The 16,564-nt window shown below is 71.2% G+C and carries 17 protein-coding genes; 9 read left to right on the top strand and 8 right to left on the bottom strand.

Features of this window, described 5'->3' with window-relative positions; all coding sequences use genetic code 11:
- Nucleotides 1-117 precede the first annotated feature (117 nt).
- The 5 genes from AB0O67_RS13415 to AB0O67_RS13395 all read left to right on the top strand — a co-directional run bounded on the left by AB0O67_RS13415 (nt 118) and on the right by AB0O67_RS13395 (nt 5,893).
- The gene (locus tag AB0O67_RS13415; protein ID WP_365449438.1) at nt 118-1,761 is read left to right on the top strand and encodes an ABC transporter ATP-binding protein; all 1,644 of its coding nucleotides are present in this window, start codon (nt 118-120) and stop codon (nt 1,759-1,761) included.
- Nucleotides 1,761-2,879: an ABC transporter permease gene (locus AB0O67_RS13410; RefSeq protein ID WP_365449366.1), complete on the top strand. Its 1,119-nt coding sequence runs from the start codon at nt 1,761-1,763 to the stop codon at nt 2,877-2,879. Before AB0O67_RS13415 ends, AB0O67_RS13410 begins: the two co-directional genes overlap by 1 nt.
- Nucleotides 2,876-4,141: an ABC transporter permease gene (locus AB0O67_RS13405; RefSeq protein WP_365449364.1), complete on the top strand. Its 1,266-nt coding sequence runs from the start codon at nt 2,876-2,878 to the stop codon at nt 4,139-4,141. The genes AB0O67_RS13410 and AB0O67_RS13405 overlap by 4 nt, the downstream gene beginning before the upstream one ends.
- Nucleotides 4,138-4,539, top strand: coding sequence for a cytidine deaminase (locus tag AB0O67_RS13400; protein WP_365449362.1), 402 nt, complete (start codon nt 4,138-4,140; stop codon nt 4,537-4,539). Before AB0O67_RS13405 ends, AB0O67_RS13400 begins: the two co-directional genes overlap by 4 nt.
- A gap of 70 nt (nt 4,540-4,609) precedes the next feature.
- The gene (locus AB0O67_RS13395) at nt 4,610-5,893 is read left to right on the top strand and encodes a thymidine phosphorylase (protein ID WP_365449360.1); all 1,284 of its coding nucleotides are present in this window, start codon (nt 4,610-4,612) and stop codon (nt 5,891-5,893) included.
- A 105-nt stretch (nt 5,894-5,998) separates the two neighbouring features.
- Here AB0O67_RS13395 and AB0O67_RS13390 read toward each other — a convergent pair whose 3' ends face one another.
- Entirely contained in the window at nt 5,999-6,922 is a 924-nt protein-coding gene (locus tag AB0O67_RS13390; protein WP_365449358.1) for an AEC family transporter, read from the bottom strand.
- A gap of 142 nt (nt 6,923-7,064) precedes the next feature.
- On the opposite strand from AB0O67_RS13390, the gene AB0O67_RS13385 reads away from it, so the two are divergent.
- The gene (locus AB0O67_RS13385; RefSeq protein ID WP_365449356.1) at nt 7,065-7,445 is read left to right on the top strand and encodes an STAS domain-containing protein; all 381 of its coding nucleotides are present in this window, start codon (nt 7,065-7,067) and stop codon (nt 7,443-7,445) included.
- Here the strand turns inward: AB0O67_RS13385 and AB0O67_RS13380 are convergent.
- Both AB0O67_RS13380 and AB0O67_RS13375 read right to left on the bottom strand, forming a co-directional pair.
- Nucleotides 7,329-8,345 (bottom strand): sigma-70 family RNA polymerase sigma factor, encoded by a 1,017-nt coding sequence (locus AB0O67_RS13380; protein ID WP_365449354.1) that lies wholly within the window; start codon nt 8,343-8,345, stop codon nt 7,329-7,331. The two genes, AB0O67_RS13385 and AB0O67_RS13380, sit on opposite strands and share 117 nt — an antisense overlap.
- 430 nt (nt 8,346-8,775) lie before the next feature.
- Nucleotides 8,776-10,080, bottom strand: coding sequence for an MFS transporter (locus tag AB0O67_RS13375; protein WP_365449352.1), 1,305 nt, complete (start codon nt 10,078-10,080; stop codon nt 8,776-8,778).
- A 63-nt stretch (nt 10,081-10,143) separates the two neighbouring features.
- Between AB0O67_RS13375 and AB0O67_RS13370 the strand changes: the two genes are divergently transcribed.
- Nucleotides 10,144-11,097 (top strand): LysR family transcriptional regulator, encoded by a 954-nt coding sequence (locus AB0O67_RS13370; RefSeq protein ID WP_365449350.1) that lies wholly within the window; start codon nt 10,144-10,146, stop codon nt 11,095-11,097.
- Nucleotides 11,098-11,133: 36 nt separating this feature from the next.
- Here the strand turns inward: AB0O67_RS13370 and AB0O67_RS13365 are convergent, their stop codons facing one another.
- Nucleotides 11,134-11,895 (bottom strand): alpha/beta hydrolase, encoded by a 762-nt coding sequence (locus AB0O67_RS13365; RefSeq protein ID WP_365449348.1) that lies wholly within the window; start codon nt 11,893-11,895, stop codon nt 11,134-11,136.
- 113 nt (nt 11,896-12,008) lie between these two features.
- On the opposite strand from AB0O67_RS13365, the gene AB0O67_RS13360 reads away from it, so the two are divergent.
- Together AB0O67_RS13360 and AB0O67_RS13355 are read left to right on the top strand one after the other, a co-directional pair.
- Nucleotides 12,009-13,166, top strand: coding sequence for an adenosine deaminase (locus tag AB0O67_RS13360; RefSeq protein ID WP_365449346.1), 1,158 nt, complete (start codon nt 12,009-12,011; stop codon nt 13,164-13,166).
- 157 nt (nt 13,167-13,323) lie between these two features.
- Nucleotides 13,324-13,680 carry an ATP-binding protein gene (locus AB0O67_RS13355; RefSeq protein ID WP_365449344.1) on the top strand — a complete coding sequence of 119 codons (357 nt, stop codon included), beginning with the start codon at nt 13,324-13,326 and terminating at the stop codon, nt 13,678-13,680.
- 93 nt (nt 13,681-13,773) lie between these two features.
- Here AB0O67_RS13355 and AB0O67_RS13350 read toward each other — a convergent pair whose 3' ends face one another.
- The 4 genes from AB0O67_RS13350 to AB0O67_RS13335 all read right to left on the bottom strand — a co-directional run.
- Nucleotides 13,774-13,977 carry a PspC domain-containing protein gene (locus AB0O67_RS13350; protein WP_365449343.1) on the bottom strand — a complete coding sequence of 68 codons (204 nt, stop codon included), beginning with the start codon at nt 13,975-13,977 and terminating at the stop codon, nt 13,774-13,776.
- Nucleotides 13,978-14,056: 79 nt separating this feature from the next.
- Complete coding sequence (locus AB0O67_RS13345) at nt 14,057-14,647, bottom strand: VanZ family protein (protein ID WP_365449341.1); 591 nt, start codon at nt 14,645-14,647, stop codon at nt 14,057-14,059.
- A gap of 81 nt (nt 14,648-14,728) precedes the next feature.
- Entirely contained in the window at nt 14,729-15,331 is a 603-nt protein-coding gene (locus tag AB0O67_RS13340) for a hypothetical protein (RefSeq protein ID WP_365449339.1), read from the bottom strand.
- A gap of 14 nt (nt 15,332-15,345) precedes the next feature.
- Nucleotides 15,346-16,564 (bottom strand): HAMP domain-containing sensor histidine kinase (locus tag AB0O67_RS13335; protein WP_365449337.1); only part of this gene is annotated, 1,219 nt, incomplete at its 5' end.

Below are 16,564 nucleotides of genomic sequence, written 5' to 3'. Positions count from 1 at the left end.
CGACGGGGTACGGGGAGTCGGCCTCCCTGTACCCCGTTGTCCCGGCGCGTCGCCCCGCTTTGTATGCCGTAGGGGCACTACGCGCGTAGACGGCCCCCGTCCCCAGGAGAGTGCGCCATCAACGCGTCCAGCAGCCCTCCGGCCGGAGCGGCGGTCCACGGTCAGGCGACCGCCGTCGAACTCGCCGGGATCACCAAGCGTTTCCCGGGAGTCGTGGCCAACCACGACATCCACCTCAGCGTCCGCAAGGGCACCGTGCACGCCCTCGTCGGCGAGAACGGTGCCGGCAAGTCGACGCTGATGAAGATCCTCTACGGCATGCAGAAGCCGGACGAGGGCACCATCACCATCGACGGCGAGCAGGTCTCCCTGCACAGCCCGGCCGACGCCATCACGCGCGGCATCGGCATGGTGCACCAGCACTTCATGCTGGCCGACAACCTCACCGTGCTGGAGAACGTGGTCCTCGGCAGCGAGAAGCTGTACGGCATCGGCGCCAAGGCCCGCCGCAAGATCAAGGAGATCTCCGAGCGTTACGGTCTCGGCGTCCGCCCCGACGTCCTGGTCGAGGAACTCGGCGTCGCCGCCCGCCAGCGCGTGGAGATCCTCAAGGTCCTCTACCGCGGCGCCACCACGCTGATCCTCGACGAGCCGACCGCCGTGCTCGTGCCGCAGGAGGTGGACGCGCTCTTCGCCAACCTGCGGGAGCTGAAGTCCGAGGGCCTGTCGGTCATCTTCATCTCGCACAAGCTGGGCGAGGTCCTCTCCGTCGCCGACGAGATCACCGTCATCCGCCGCGGCACGACCGTCGGCACGGCCGTCCCCGCCGAGACCACCCCGCGCCAGCTCGCCGAGATGATGGTCGGCAGCGAGCTGCCCACCCCGGAGACCGCCGAGTCCACGGTCACCGACCGCCCGGTCCTGACCGTCGACAAGCTGCGCCTGGCCGCCCCCGGCGGCAAGGCCCTGCTGGACGACATCACCTTCACCATCCACGCCGGCGAGGTCCTGGGCATCGCGGGCGTCGAGGGCAACGGCCAGACCGAGCTGGTCGACACGCTGATCGGCCTGCGCCACGCCGACTCCGGCACGATCGCCCTCAGCGACGAGGAGATCACCGGCTGGCCCACCCGCAAGCGCCGCGAGCAGGGCGTCGGCTACATCCCCGAGGACCGCCACCGGCACGGCCTGCTCCTGGAGGCCCCCCTCTGGGAGAACCGCATCCTCGGTCACGTCACCGAGAAGCCCAACGCCAAGGGCGTCTGGCTGGACCCGAAGGCCGCGCAGGAGGACACGCGGCGCATCGTCGAGGCCTACGACGTCCGCACCCCCGGCATCGACGTCACCGCCGCCTCGCTCTCCGGCGGCAACCAGCAGAAGCTGATCGTCGGCCGCGAGATGAGCCACGAGCCGCGCTTCCTGATCGCCGCCCACCCCACCCGCGGTGTGGACGTCGGCGCGCAGGCCGCGATCTGGGACCACATCCGGGAGGCCCGCCGCGAGGGCCTGGCCGTGCTGCTGATCTCGGCCGACCTGGACGAGCTGATCGGCCTGTCCGACACACTCCGGGTGATCTACAACGGCCGGCTGGTCGCCGACGCCGACCCCGCCACCATCACCCCGGAGGAGCTGGGCTCCGCCATGACGGGCGCCGCGACCGGTCACCTGGAGCACGAAGAGACCCCCGAGACCCCGGCAGACACCCCCGAGACCCCCGAGATCCGCAAGTCTCCCGAGGCTCCGGAAGACGAGGCCCGCTGATGAAGAAGTTCGACAAGGAGCGCGTGCTCCTCGCGGTGGCCGGACCGGTCATCGCGCTCGCCGTGGCCTTCGTGCTCAGCGCGATCGTGCTGATCGCCTCCGGCAAGAACCCGGTCGAGCCGTTCGCCGTGATGTTCGAGCAGGCCGGCTTCTCCGACATCCAGGTCCTGATCATCAACCAGGCCTCGATGTACTACATCGCGGCGCTCGCGGTGGCCATCGGCTTCCGGATGAACCTGTTCAACATCGGTGTGGACGGCCAGTACCAGCTCGCCGCCATGATGGCCGCCGTCGTCGGCGCCCACATGAACCTGCCGGCCGTGATCCAGATTCCGCTGCTGCTCCTCACCGCGCTGTTCACGGGCGCCTTCTGGGCCGGTATCGCGGGTGTCCTGAAGGTCACCCGGGGCGTCAGCGAGGTCGTCGCGACGATCATGCTGAACGCGATCGCCACCTCCGTCATCGGCTACCTGTGGCTCCCGAGCGTCTTCGGCGTCAAGGTCGGCAACAACAACACCACCGGCGAGATGCACTCCTCGGGCTGGGTGCCCGGCATCGACATGGGCGCGGCCGGCGAGATCTACGGCCTGGTCGTCCTCGCCGTGCTGCTCGGCATCGGCTACTGGGTCGTCCTCAACCGCACCCGCTTCGGCTTCGACCTGCGTGCCTCCGGCGCCTCCGAGTCCGCCGCCGCGGCCTCCGGCGTCGACCCCAAGCGGATGACGCTGACCGCCATGCTGATCTCCGGCGCCCTCGCCGGTCTCGCGGGCCTGCCCATCCTGCTCGGCGACACCCACACGTACAGCCTCAACTTCCCCACGGGTATCGGCTTCCTGGGCATCGGCATCGCCCTGCTCGGCCGTAACAGCCCGGTCGGCATCGCGTTCGCCGCCCTGCTGTGGGCCTGGCTCGACAAGGCCTCGCCCGAGCTGGACTTCCACGGCTACGACAAGGAGATCGCGGTCATCATGCAGGGCCTGATCGTGCTCTCGGTCGTGGTCTCCTACGAGGCCGTCCGCGAATGGGGTCTGCGCCGCCAGCAGCGCCGCGTCGGCGCCGAACTCGCCGCCGGTCACGTCCTCGGCGCCCACAACACGAAGGAGGTGGCTGGCCGATGACCACCGCGACCGACGTCAACCAGCCCACGCTGCAGCCCGCGGCGCCGACCGGCCGCCGCCTGTCGTGGCCCGTCCTGCTGCTGATCATCGCCGGAGCCCTGGCGCTGACCTCGCTCGTCCGCATCATCACCGGCGCCGACGGCATCACCAACGTCAGCCAGATGTCCACCGCGCTCCAGCTCGCCGTGCCGATCGGCCTCGCCGGCCTCGGCGGCCTCTGGGCGGAGCGCGCGGGCGTGGTCAACATCGGCCTCGAAGGCATGATGATCCTCGGCACCTGGTTCGGAGCCTGGGCCGGCTTCCAGTGGGGCCCGTGGACCGGTGTCCTCGTCGGCGTCCTCGGCGGCGCGATCGGCGGCCTGCTGCACGCCTTCGTCACCGTCACCTTCAACGTCAACCACATCGTCTCCGGTGTGGCCATCAACATCCTCGCCCTCGGCGCCACCCGCTACCTGGCCCCCCTCGCCTTCGAGGGCCACGCGGGCGGCTCCGCCAAGCAGTCCCCGGCGGTCGACTCCCTCGGCCACTTCACCGTGCCGGGCCTGTCCGACGGCCTGAAGGAGCTCAACAACCAGGGCTGGTTCCTGGTCTCCGACCTCGCCGGCCTGCTCGGCGGCCTGGTCACCAACGTCTCCTGGCTGACCCTGGTCGCCATCGCCCTGATCCCCGCCACCTGGTGGATCCTGTGGCGCACCCCGTTCGGCCTGCGGCTGCGCTCCTGCGGCGAGAACCCGGTCGCGGCCGAGTCGCTCGGCGTGAACGTCTACAAGTACAAGTACATCGCGGTCGTCATCTCCGGCGGCCTGGCCGGCCTCGGCGGTGTCTTCCTCTCCATCGTCGCCAACCCCTTCTACCTGGAGGGCCAGGTCAGCGGTCGCGGATACATCGGTCTCGCCGCGATGATCTTCGGCAACTGGATGCCGGGCGGACTCGCCATCGGCGCCGGCCTGTTCGGCTACACCGACAGCCTCAACCTGCGCGGCGGCTCCGAGAACGTCCACGCCCTGCTGCTGCTCGGCGCGCTGCTGCTGATCATCGGCGCCGTCTGGATGGTGGTCCGCAAGAAGTACGTCAACGCGGCCATCACCCTCGTCGCCGGCGCCCTGGTCTTCGCCTGGTACGCCACCACCAACGAGGTCCCCAACCAGGTCGTCTCCGCCACGCCGTACGTCATCACGCTGGTCGTCCTCGCGCTCTCGGCGCAGCGACTGCGGCCGCCCAAGGCCGACGGTCTGCCGTACCGGAAGGGACAGGGCAAGTGACACCGCCCGCCGAAGTCGACTGGGAGGCGCTGCGCACGGTGGCCCGCGAGGCCGTGACCCACGCGTACGCCCCCTACTCCGGCTACGCGGTCGGCGTCGCCGCCCTGGTCGACGACGGGCGCACCGTCTCCGGCTGCAACGTCGAGAACGCCTCCTACGGGATTTCCCTGTGCGCCGAGTGCGGGCTGGTCTCGGAGCTGCACCGCACCGGCGGCGGGCGGCTGACGCACTTCACGTGCGTGGACGGCCGGGGCGAGCTGCTCGTCCCGTGCGGCCGCTGCCGCCAGCTGCTGTACGAATTCGGCGGCCCCGGCCTGCTGCTGGACACCCCGGCGGGCATCCTGCCGCTGTCCGAGATGCTGCCCCACGCCTTCGGGCCGGAGCACCTCTCCTCGTAACTCCTGTACGGCCCCTGCGACCCCGTCCGCAGGGGCCGTGCTCTTCGCAATCCCCGGAAGGAAAGCCAGCATGGCCATGGACGCCATCTCCGTCATCCGCACCAAGCGGGACCGCGGTGAACTCAGCGACGAGCAGATCGACTGGGTCATCGACGCGTACACGCGCGGCGAGGTGGCCGACGAGCAGATGTCGGCGCTCGCGATGGCCATCCTGCTCAACGGCATGAACCGCGGCGAGATCGCCCGCTGGACGGCGGCGATGATCGCCTCCGGCGAGCGCATGGACTTCTCGTCCCTGTCCCGCCCCACGGCGGACAAGCACTCGACGGGTGGCGTCGGCGACAAGATCACCCTTCCGCTGGCCCCCCTCGTCGCCGCCTGCGGCGCGGCCGTCCCGCAGCTCTCCGGCCGGGGCCTCGGCCACACCGGCGGCACCCTGGACAAGCTGGAGTCGATCCCCGGCTGGCGGGCGCTGCTCTCCAACGAGGAGATGCTCTCGGTCCTGGACGGCGTGGGCGCGGTGATCTGCGCTGCCGGCGACGGCCTCGCCCCCGCCGACAAGAAGCTGTACGCGCTGCGCGACGTCACCGGCACGGTCGAGGCGATCCCGCTGATCGCGTCCTCGATCATGTCGAAGAAGATCGCGGAGGGCACGGGCTCGCTGGTGCTCGACGTGAAGGTGGGCACCGGCGCGTTCATGAAGACGCTCGAGGACGCCCGCGAACTGGCCTCCACCATGGTGGGCCTGGGCACGGACCACGGCGTGAGGACGGTCGCGCTCCTGACGGACATGTCGACGCCGCTCGGCCTGACGGCGGGCAACGCGCTGGAGGTCCGCGAGTCCGTGGAGGTCCTGGCCGGCGGCGGCCCCGCCGACGTGGTCGAGCTGACCGTCGCGCTGGCCCGCGAAATGCTGGACGCGGCGGGCGTCCGGGACGTCGACCCGGCGAAGGCGCTGGCCGACGGCTCGGCGATGGACGTCTGGCGCCGGATGATCGCGGCCCAGGGCGGCGACCCGGACGCCACGCTTCCCACGTCGAAGGAACAGCACGTCGTCAAGGCCCCGTCGTCCGGTGTCCTCACCCGGCTCGACGCCTACGACATCGGCATCGCCGCCTGGCGCCTGGGCGCCGGCCGCGCCCGCAAGGAGGACCCGGTGCAGGCCGCCGCGGGCGTCGAGCTCCACGCCAAGCCCGGCGACACCGTGACGGAGGGCCAGCCCCTGCTGACCCTGCACACCGACACCCCCGAGCGCTTCGACTACGCCCTCCAGGCGGTCGACGGCTCGTACGACGTCGCGGCCCCCGGCACGGACTTCACGCCGTCCCCGGTGGTGCTGGAGCGCATCGCCTGACCCGCGCTTCTCCCTGTCGGGTGAACGGGACCGGTGGAGCCCCACCGGTCCCGTTCCGCATGCCGGATCCGGCCCGCGCCGAACGGGGACCCCGGGAGCAGGGACTCACCCGAGCAGCGTCGCCACCACGACCAGCGCCGGCACCGACAGCACCGTGGACAGCAGGATCGCCTCGCGTGCCAGGACCTCGCCCACCCGGTAGCTGCTCGCGTACGTGAACAGATTCTGGGCGGCGGGCAGCGCCGACGTCACGACCACGTCGAGCAGGGCCGCGCCACGAAGACCGAAGACGCCCGCCGCCAGCACCCAGGCGATCAGCGGCTGGGCACCTGCCTTGAGCGCCACCGCGAGCAGCACCGGTCCCCGTTCCCCGCCGCGCAGCGGGAGGGTGCTGCCGCGCAGCGAGATGCCGAAGGCCAAGAGGACGGCCGGGACGGACATGTTCCCGATCAGCGTCAGGGGGTCCATGACCGGGCCGGGGACACGCAGACCGGTCGCCGACACCGCCACCCCCGCCAGCGAGCCGAGGGCGATCGGATTGCGCAGCGGAGTGAGCAGACGCTGCCACAGCGGCCGTTTCCCCCCGCCCCCGGCCGAAAGGTCCAGGATCGTCAGCGCGATCGGTGTGACCCCGACCAGCTGGAACAGCAGCACCGGCGCCACCAGCGACGCGTCACCCAGCACGTACACCGCGATGGGGATGCCGAGGTTGCCCGAGTTGACGTAACTGGAGCACAGCGCCCCGACCGTCGTACGTCCCATCCCCCAGCGGCGTACGACACCCACCGCCACGAACACTCCCGCCACCGCCGCCGTGCTCAGCGCGGTGACCAGGAGCCGGCTGGAGAAGACCACCGACAGGTCGGCGCCCGCGAGAGTCGTGAAGAGCAGGGCGGGCGAGGCCACATGGAACGCGAGCTTGGTGAGCACCTCGCGCCCCTGCTCACCGAGGTGACCCCGCACCCCGATCGCGTAACCGACGGCGATGACCACCGCGATCACCGCGAAGCCGCTCAAAACCCCCTGCACGACGCCCCCTTGAGGGGGAGACGTGTTCCGGCTGTCGCGGGCGGGGGTGTTCCATGGCGCATACACCCAACCCTCTGCGGCAGCCCTGGCCCAGGTCAATGTGATCCTCGCGGCGCGACGGGGGGTCCGCCGGCGATGAGTTATGGCGGCCCCGCCGGTCTACCGGTTCGTGGATGCCATGACCCCCGCCGAAATCGTGCTGGCCGGCCCCGTCACCCGGGACGAGGTGACAGGGCTCTGCGATGACGTGCGGGCGTTGCTGGAGGACACCGGGGCGCCAGTGGTCGTATGTGACGTCGGAGCGATCGGGCCACCAGGTCTGGGGACCGTCGACCTGCTGGCCCGGCTGGCGCTGACGGCCAAGCGGGCCGGAAGCGGCATCCGGCTCCGCGACCCCGACCCGGCCCTACACGCCCTCCTCGACCTGGTCGGCCTCCGCTTCGAGGTGGAGGGGCAGCCCGAACAGCGGGAACCACCGCTTGGTGTCCAGGAAGCAGTGGAACCCGGTGATCCGTCCGTCTGAGATCTCCAGCACCTGCACCGCCCACGGCACGAAGCCGCCCGACTCCGGGTCCGGCTTGTAGTGCGCGAAGCCGGGCATGCCGTTGACCTCGACTGGACGCAGCCGGGAGCCGGCGCAGGCGGATCCGATGGTGGTCATGAAGCCGGTGATGTCGGCCGGGCCGCGCAGCCACAGGTCGAACGGCGGCATCGTCATCACGGCGTCCTCGTGGAGCAGGGCGGTCAGCGCCGTCATGTCGTAGCCCTCGAACGCCGCGACGTAACGCTCCAGGAGCTTCTGCTGCTCCTCGTCCAGCGCGTCGGACACCACCGCGTCCGAGCCGGTGTCCTCGCGCTCCGCGAGCGTGGCGCGGGCCCGCTGCAAGGCACTGTTCACCGACGCCACCGAGGTGCCCAGCAGCTCGGCGACCTCGCTCGCCTTCCAGGCCAGCACCTCGCGCAGGATGAGCACGGCGCGCTGCTTGGGCGGCAGTTGCTGGAGGGCGGCCATGAACGCCAGCCGCACGGACTCCTTGGCGACGGCCGCCTCCGCCGGGTCGGCGGTCGAGGGCAGCACACGGGCGTCGGGCATCGGCTCCAGCCAGGTGTGGTCGGGGCGCGGCGACAGCGCGGCCTGCGCGAGCGGGGTGGCCTCCGACAGGTCCATCGGCCTGGCGCGCTTGTTGCCCGCGTTCAGCATGTCCAGGCACACGTTGGTCGCGATCCGGTAGAGCCAGGACCGGACGCTGGAACGTCCCTCGAACTTGTCGTAGCTGCGCCAGGCGCGGACGAGGGTGTCCTGGACCGCGTCCTCCGCCTCGAAGGAGGAGCCGAGCATGCGATAGCAGTAGCCCGTCAGCTCGACCCGGTGTTTTTCCAGTGTGGCGTCGAGATCTGTCGTCGTCGCCGTGCCGTTGCTCATCGTCCACCCACCCCTGTGGCCGTTCCCTGTGCCGCGCACCATTGCACCCAGCACTTCGGAAGCTACCGCAGCCCACTGACAATGGCGCCCCGAGTAGGAAAAGGGCCTGTCCAGAAGGGGTGCGTCAACAGTTCCCCCAAGCCCGGCGCTGCCGGCCGCGGGCGCCGCACCCGCCCACAGCGAACAGGGGCCGTGCCCACGGAGCGCAGTCGCGTACGGCGAGAAGGGGTCGTGTCGGGGGGTGTCCGCCCGCAGCGGCGCGTCAACACGGGCGAGTTGGTGAGGGACCGATTCCGTGCCGTTACCGAGGACGGACACCCCCGGCGCGGCCCCGATCCACCCCCCGGACAGAAGGCGCCACCCGCACCCTCACGGCACCCCACAGCGCCCCCCCGCACCCGCACAGGCGCCGGAGGCATGGGGCGGCGCCCTACGCGGTCACCCGCGCCGCAGCCACCCGCGCCGCCCGCGACCCCAGCAGCGTGATCCCCACAACCCCCAGCACCGCCAGCAACCCCACGCTCACGGTCCCGCTCCAGCCGCCCGCGTGGAAGGCCATCGCCCCCACCGTGCTCCCCGCGCTGGAACCCACGTAGTACGCCGACTGGTACAGCGCGGACGCCTGCGCCCGCCCGTGCGTCGCCGTCTTGCTGACCGCCGACGAGGCCACCGCGTGCCCCGTGAAGAACCCCGCCGTGATCAGCACCAGCCCCAGCAGCACCAGCACCAGCGAGTCGCCCAGCGACAGCACCAGCCCCACCGCCGTCGTACCGCCGCCCAGGTACAGCGCACCCCTGCGCCCGAGCCGCTCCACAATCCGACCCGCCGTGGACGCCGACACCGTACCCACCAGGTAGACCAGGAAGATCGAGCCCACCACACCCTGCGGCAGCCCGAACGGCTCCTCGGTCAGCCGGTACCCGATCACCGTGTACACCCCGCCGAACACCGTCATGAACAGCGCACCGATCGCGTACAGCCGACGCAGCAGCGGATTGCCCAGATGCCCGCGCACCGTCCCCCACAGCACCCGCGGCCGCAGCGACTCCGCGGAGAAGTGCCGAGGCGCCGGCAACAGCAGCCGGAACGCGACCGCACACGCCACGGCCACCACGCCGAGCGCACCGACGGCCACCCGCCAGCCCCACTCCTGCGCGACCCACCCGGTGATGACCCGACCGCTCATCCCCCCGACGCTGTTGCCCGCGACGAACAGCCCGATCGCCGTGACCAGCGCCTTCGGCCGGACCTCCTCCGCCAGATACGCGGTCGCCACCGCCGGCACCCCCGCAAGTGCGGCCCCCTGCACCGCCCGCAACGCCACCAGCGTGGTCAGCGACCCGGCGAACGGCACCAGCAGCGCCACGCCCACCGCCACCGCCAGCGACACCGTCATGACCGCACGGCGCCCGAATCGCTCGGACAGCGCGCTCATCGGGATCACGAACAGCGCCAGACCACCCGTGGCCGCCGCCACGGTCCAGCTCGCCTCGCCCGCCGTCACCCCGAGGTCCCCCGATATCAGAGGGAGCAGTGCCTGAGTGGAGTACAGCAGCGCGAAGGTGGCCACGCCCGCGAGGAAGAGGGCGAAACTCATCCGCCGGTATCCGGGTCCGCCCGGCGCCATACGCGAGTCGGAGACAGGAGCGGAAGGGGCGGAAGGAGCGGAAGGAGCGGAAGGAGCGGAGGGAACGGCGCCCACGACGGTGGACGCCCCGGTACTGGCGGGAGTCATGCTTCGAAGTTACGTACGCGCCCGTTCATCCGTCCAATGCATGGAATCGTCATAATCATTCCCATGGTGCATCAACAAAGCTCACAGCCCCGGCTGTCACCGGCCAGTGACACACGAGACATCGTCACACTTCTCGCCCCGCGCCTCGCGCACTTCGCCGGCGTCGCCCGCACCGAGCACGTCACCAGGGCCGCGCAGGAGATGGACGTCCCCCAGTCCACCCTCTCCCGCGCCATGGTCCGCCTCGAACAGGACCTCGGCGTCGACCTGTTCGCCCGTCGCGGCCGGACGGTCTCCCTCACCGCCGCCGGCCGCACCTTCCTCGCCTCGGTGGACCGTGCCCTCGCCGAGATCGAGCGCGCCGCCGACGAGGTGCGCGCCGACGCCGACGCCACCACCGGCAAGGTCGCGTTCGGCTTCCTGCACACCATGGGCGCGGAGACCGTCCCCGGCCTGCTGCACGCCTTCCGCGCGGACCACCCCCGGGTCCGCTTCAGCCTGGTCCAGAACTACGGCGAGGCCATGCTCGAACGCCTCCGCACGGGCGAACTGGACCTCTGCCTGACCTCACCGGTCCCCGACGCCCCCGACCTGGTGGCCCGCCGTCTCGACGAGCAGAAGCTCCGTCTCGTCGTCCCGGCCGAGCACCGCCTGGCCACCCGCAGGCGCATCCGCCTCGCCGAGGCGGCGGAGGAGAACTTCGTCACCCTGGAGCCCGGCTACGGCCTGCGCCGGATCACCGACGACCTCTGCCGCGAGGCCGGCTTCAAGCCGCGTGTCGCCTTCGAGGGCGAGGAGGCGGAAACCCTGCGCGGCCTGGTGGCCGCGGGCCTGGGTGTGGCGCTCCTCCCGCCCCCGGCGGTGGCCCGCCCGGGAGTGGTGGAGCTGACGGTCACAGCCCCGCGCGCGGCCCGCGAGATCGGCGTGGCCTGGCTGGAGGGCCACCCGGACACACCCCCGGTGGCGGCCTTCAAGAAGTTCCTCCTCTCCAGAAGAGGCAACTTGCTCCCGACCTGAACGAGCCGCAGCCCGGACGACCCGACCCGAACCCCGCTACCGCCGCAACGACCGCCCGAACCCCGCAGCCAACGGCATCCGCAAGCCCAACGGCGGCGGCGCGGCCAACGCGTCCTCCACCGGTCGCGAGAACCCCCGCCCGAAGAGCACGCCCATCACGAAGTCCTCGGCCAGAGCGAGCACTTCGTCGCGGTGCTGGTGCAACCCGTGCCGATCCGAATGCACTTCGAACCGGCACACGTCCCGGTTGACCTTCTTCACCCGCGCCGCGTACCGGAACGACAGCTCGGGATCGGTCCGCTGGTCGTTCGTGCCGTGCGCGATCAGCACCCGCCGCCCCACCAACTGTTTCACCGGTTCGGGTGAGGCCGCCACGTCGTCCTCCGGAAGCCAGGGAGCGAGGGACAGTACGGAGTTGACGGCCTCGTGCCCACCCGCGTGCAGCGCCGCCCGCCCGCCCATGTCGATCCCGGCCAGGCAGACGGGGACGTCGCCGTAGCGTCGTACGGCCTCGTCGGCGGCCCAGGAGGCGTCCCGGGCCAGATGCGCCTCGCTGCCGTTCCACCCCCGGTAGCGGTAGTGCACGACATGCGCGGCCAGCCCTTCCCCCCGCCCCGCGCGTACCAGCCGGCGTCCCAACCCCCGTACGGACGCGGCCGCGACCAGGGGAGAGGGTCTGCGGGCGGAGCTCGGCTCACCGCCGGGGAGCAGCAGCACCACTGCGCTCACCGCCGTCGGTTCCGGACCGAACGCCCGTCCCAGCCGGGCCGTGCGAACCGGCGTCGCTTGCTGTGCCATGACAGAACAGTGTCAGAAGCGCCGGTGTACGCCACCCGTCCGCACGGTCACCGTTACGTATCGACGGAAACGTACATCCGGCGATCTACGCGCGTAGGAGCTAGGGTGCGAAGATGACGAGCCAGACTGACCGGATGGGGCACACCCCGAGCCCGGACCAGATCCGCCGGGCACCCAAGGTTCTGCTGCACGACCACCTCGACGGCGGGCTGCGTCCCGGCACCGTCGTCGACCTCGCCCGTGACAGCGGCTACTCCCAACTCCCCGACACGGACCCCGGCAAGCTCGGCCTGTGGTTCCGCGAGGCCGCCGACTCCGGGTCCCTGGAGCGGTATCTGGAGACCTTCTCGCACACCGTCGGCGTGATGCAGACCCGCGAGGCCCTGGTCCGGGTCGCCGCCGAATGCGCCGAGGACCTCGCGCAGGACGGTGTCGTCTACGCCGAGGTGCGCTACGCGCCCGAGCAGCACCTGGAGGGCGGGCTCACCCTCGAAGAGGTCGTCGAGGCCGTGAACGAGGGCTTCCGGGAAGGGGAGCGGATCGCCCGAGAGAGCGGCCACCGCATCCGCGTGGGCGCCCTGCTCACCGCGATGCGGCACGCGGCCCGCGCACTGGAGATCGCCGAACTCGCCAACCGCTACCGGGACATGGGTGTCGTCGGCTTCGACATCGCGGGCGCCGAGGCCGGCTACCCGCCCACCCGGCACCTGGACGCGTTCGAGTACCTCAAGCGCGAGAACAACCACTTCACCATCCACGCCGGCGAGGCCTTCGGGCTGCCGTCCATCTGGCAGGCCCTGCAGTGGTGCGGCGCCGACCGGCTCGGGCACGGCGTGCGGATCATCGACGACATCGAGGTCGCCGAGGACGGCAGCGTGCGGCTCGGCCGGCTCGCCTCCTACGTCCGGGACAAGCGCATCCCGCTGGAGCTGTGCCCCAGCTCCAACCTCCAGACCGGCGCCGCTTCCTCCTACGCCGAGCACCCCATCGGACTGCTGCGGCGGCTGCACTTCCGGGCCACCGTGAACACGGACAACCGGCTGATGTCGCACACCAGCATGAGCCGGGAATTCGAGCACCTTGTCGAGGCATTCGGTTACACGCTCGAAGACATGCAGTGGTTCTCGGTCAATGCTATGAAGTCAGCATTCATTCCTTTCGATGAACGACTGGCCATGATCAATGACGTGATCAAGCCCGGTTATGCCGAGCTGAAGTCCGAATGGCTGTTCCAGCAGACCGCGTCTACCAGGGACTCCACGGCTTCCTAGGGCTCGACGGGGATCAGTGAGTGCGGACGGGCGTTCACCATCCATCCGCATTTCGATGTTTGCGGCGGGTACCCCGGGGTGTTTACGTTCTTGAACCGCCCCCCTGATCCGCCATCCCGTTTATCCCATTTCAAGTCAGTCAAGGACGCAATTCACCATGAAGCAGTCTGCTGCCAAGACCCTCGGTGTCGCCGCCCTCGGTGCCGCCTTCGCCGCCACCGGTGCGGGCGCCGCCGACGCCGCTCCGGCCACCCTCCCCGACGCCGGCCAGACGCTGGACACGGTCACGAGGACGTTGCCGGCGGAGAACCTCAACCAGGCGGTGCCGGGTTCCTCCGCTGCGCTGACCCAGGGGCAGACCGCGCTCGGCGTCGGGCTGCGGGCGGTCCAGCCGGCCGCCGAGTCCGTGCTGGCCGAGGGTCCGACCGGCCCGGCCGCGAAACTGCTCGGTGGACTGCCGGTGCAGGGCCTGCCCACCCATGGCACCCCGGTGAACGGCATCCCGCTGGGCTGAGCCGCACCATGTGAACATGCCGATGGGGCGCACCCTGGTAAGGGTTGCGCCCCATCGGCACGTGCCCCTGAGGGAGGGCAGATCAGGTGGCTGTCACCAGGCCGTACGGGCGGCCTTGCCGTCCGCCGGGAGCAGGATCCACAGCGCGATGTAGAGCAGGAACTGGGGGCCGGGCAGCAAGCAGGAAATCAGAAAGATCACACGCATCGTGGTCGCGGAAGTGCCGAAGCGCCGTGCCAGCGCTGCACACACTCCGCCGATCATCCGACCACTGGTGGGGCGGGCAAGGCGGCTCATCAGGACTCCTTCGTCTTTTCGGCTCGTTCGCGGTGCGTCTTTCCGGGGCTTCTTCCGGCTGCCCCGTCTGACAACAACGCTACGGTGACGAAGGGGGCAAAGCGTCGCTCCATGGGGCGATACCGACCCTGGGAATCGTCGGGGTACGACCCTGAGACGCTTCCTCCCTGGGGAGGGCCGGCGGGGCCGCCCGGCGCCGGGCCCGGACCCTGCGGCGCAGCCAGGAGCGGCCCATGGGGACGAGGGCGACATGAGTGAGGGCGACGCCCACGGTGTTCAGCAGCAGGGAGTCGACGTCCACGACCTGACCCGGCACGCCGGTCTGGAGCAGCTCTATGCCGAGTGAGATCAGCGCCCCGGCGGTGACCGTGCGGACCAGGGAGCCGAGCGGCGAGACCCGCAGTCTGCCCCCGGCCAGCGGCAGCAGCACGCCCAGCGGCGCCAGCAGCGCCAGTCCGCCCCCGACGCCGCGGGCCGCCTCCGGCCAGCCCAGCGCGAGATCGGCGCGGATACCGGCGAGCGGACGCAGATTGGCGGGCATCACCCAGGGCACGTCCAGCGGACGCAGCGTGTACCAGGCGACGAGGGCGAGGTGCGCGGCGAGGAGGACACCCCCCGTCACCCGCATGTGGATCGCGGCGCTGCCGCCCCTGGAGCCTTGACGCTGCACGCCACCCAAGACGCGGCCCTCGGCGCGATCGGTTCCGAGTCGGACCTCCCTACCCGGGTGAGGCCTGCGCCACACCCGCCGTCAGCCGTCCTTGACCTCCGCCGACGGCGGATCCACCTCGCCCGGACGGGCGCGGACGTCGTCCGTGCACTCGTAGCGGCGGGGCGGCGCGGTACCGGGGCCGCCGAGGATCACCGATCCGTCGCCCTCGGCCGCCGCCGAGTCGGAGAACGTGCACACGATCTGGGCGAGCGCGTAGGAGGCCAGGTCGTCGGGGGCGGTGGACAGCCGCAGCGTGTCCTCGGGATCCCGTCGGCCGGGCCCGACGACCGCCGTACCCGCGCGTACGTCCGTCGAGTAGCCGGCCTGCTTCTCTGCCGTCGGCGGTGTTTGGGCGAGCTCGTCCAGCAGGCCCTGTGCCACCAGCACCCGGCGTTCGGAGTCCTCCGCGACCTCGGGTACCCGCACGGCCCGGTCGACCGCGACCAGCGACGAACCGCAGAGCAGGAACACCCGCACCGGCATCCCCGCCGAGGACTGCGTGGCGATGTCCGAGCCGGCGAGCGAACAGTGCGCCCGCGAGGGCGCCGCGCCGAAGTCCGTCGGCACCTCGGTGGCCCGGATGCCGCAGCCGGCGAGCAGCGCCGCGAACACGGGCACCACCAGGAGACGAGCGTTGCGCACGCGTCCCCCCTTCCTCACGTGTCTTCCTTCTCCGAGCGCTTCTCCTCCGCCGCCCGCACCACGTCCGACCCGTCCCGCGGCAGCCGCAGCGTGAACACCGCCCCGCCCTCGGGCGAGTTGGCGGCGGTGATGTCACCGCCGTGGATGTGGGCGTTCTCCAGGGCGATGGACAGGCCGAGGCCGCTGCCCTCCGAGCGCGGGCGGGAGGCGCTGGCCTTGTAGAAGCGGTCGAAGACGTGCGGCAGGACGTCCTCGGGGATGCCGGGCCCGTGGTCGCGCACCTGGATGACGACCTCGCTGTCCTCCTCGCGCACGGCCACCCGCACCGGCGAACCGCCGTGCTTGAGCGCGTTGCCGATGAGGTTGGCGAGTATGACGTCCAGGCGGCGCGGGTCCAGGCGGGCGTGGATGCCCCGCGCCGCGTCCAGCTCGACCGCGTCCAGCCAGGCGCGGGCGTCGATGCAGGCGGTGATCTGGTCGGCGACGTCGACGTCGTCCAGGACCAGCCGGGCGGTGCCCGCGTCGAAGCGGGTGACCTCCATGAGGTTCTCGACCAGGTCGTTCAGCCGGCGTGTCTCGCTCACCACCAGCCGTACCGCGGGCTCGATCATCGGGTCCAGGCTGCCGCTCTCGGACTCCAGCTCCTCCTCCAGCACCTCCGTCACGGCGGTGATCGCGGTGAGCGGTGTCCGCAGTTCGTGACTCATGTCCGCCACGAACCGCCGGGACGCGTTGTCCCGCGCGGCCATGTCCGCGACCCGTTTCTCCAGCGCCTCGGCGGCCTTGTTGAACGTCCGTGACAGATCGGCCAGTTCATCGGTGCCCGAGACCCTGAGCCGGGTGTCCAGCTTGCCCTCCCCGAGCCGCCGCGCCGCGACACCGAGGCGGTGCACGGGCTTCAGCACGGTCGTGGCGGCGGCCTGCGCGAGCAGTGCCGAGCCGATCAGCGCGAGGCCGGTGGCGATGCCGAGCGACCAGGCCAGCGAGTTGAGGTCCTTGGCCTCCGGCTCCAGCGACTTGACCATGTAGCCGGTCGGCCCGCCGCCGATCACCCGGGTGCCGGCCACCAGATACGGCGTGCCGCCGTCGACGATCCGCTGCCAGTACAGGTGGTACGGCGACTTGTTGTTCGAGGTGAGCGGCTGCTCCTTGTTCACGGCCGTGCGCAGCGACTTCGGTACGTCGGCCAGCGCGAAGCCGTCGTTGAGGCCGCCGGAACTGCCGTAGACCGGC

The sequence above is a fragment of the Streptomyces sp. NPDC086077 genome, assembly GCF_040686175.1.
In the GTDB taxonomy this organism is placed as follows: Bacteria; Actinomycetota; Actinomycetes; order Streptomycetales; family Streptomycetaceae; genus Streptomyces.
The sequence above is the reverse complement of the archived record's forward strand: the minus strand, read 5'-3'. Positions and strand labels throughout refer to the sequence as shown.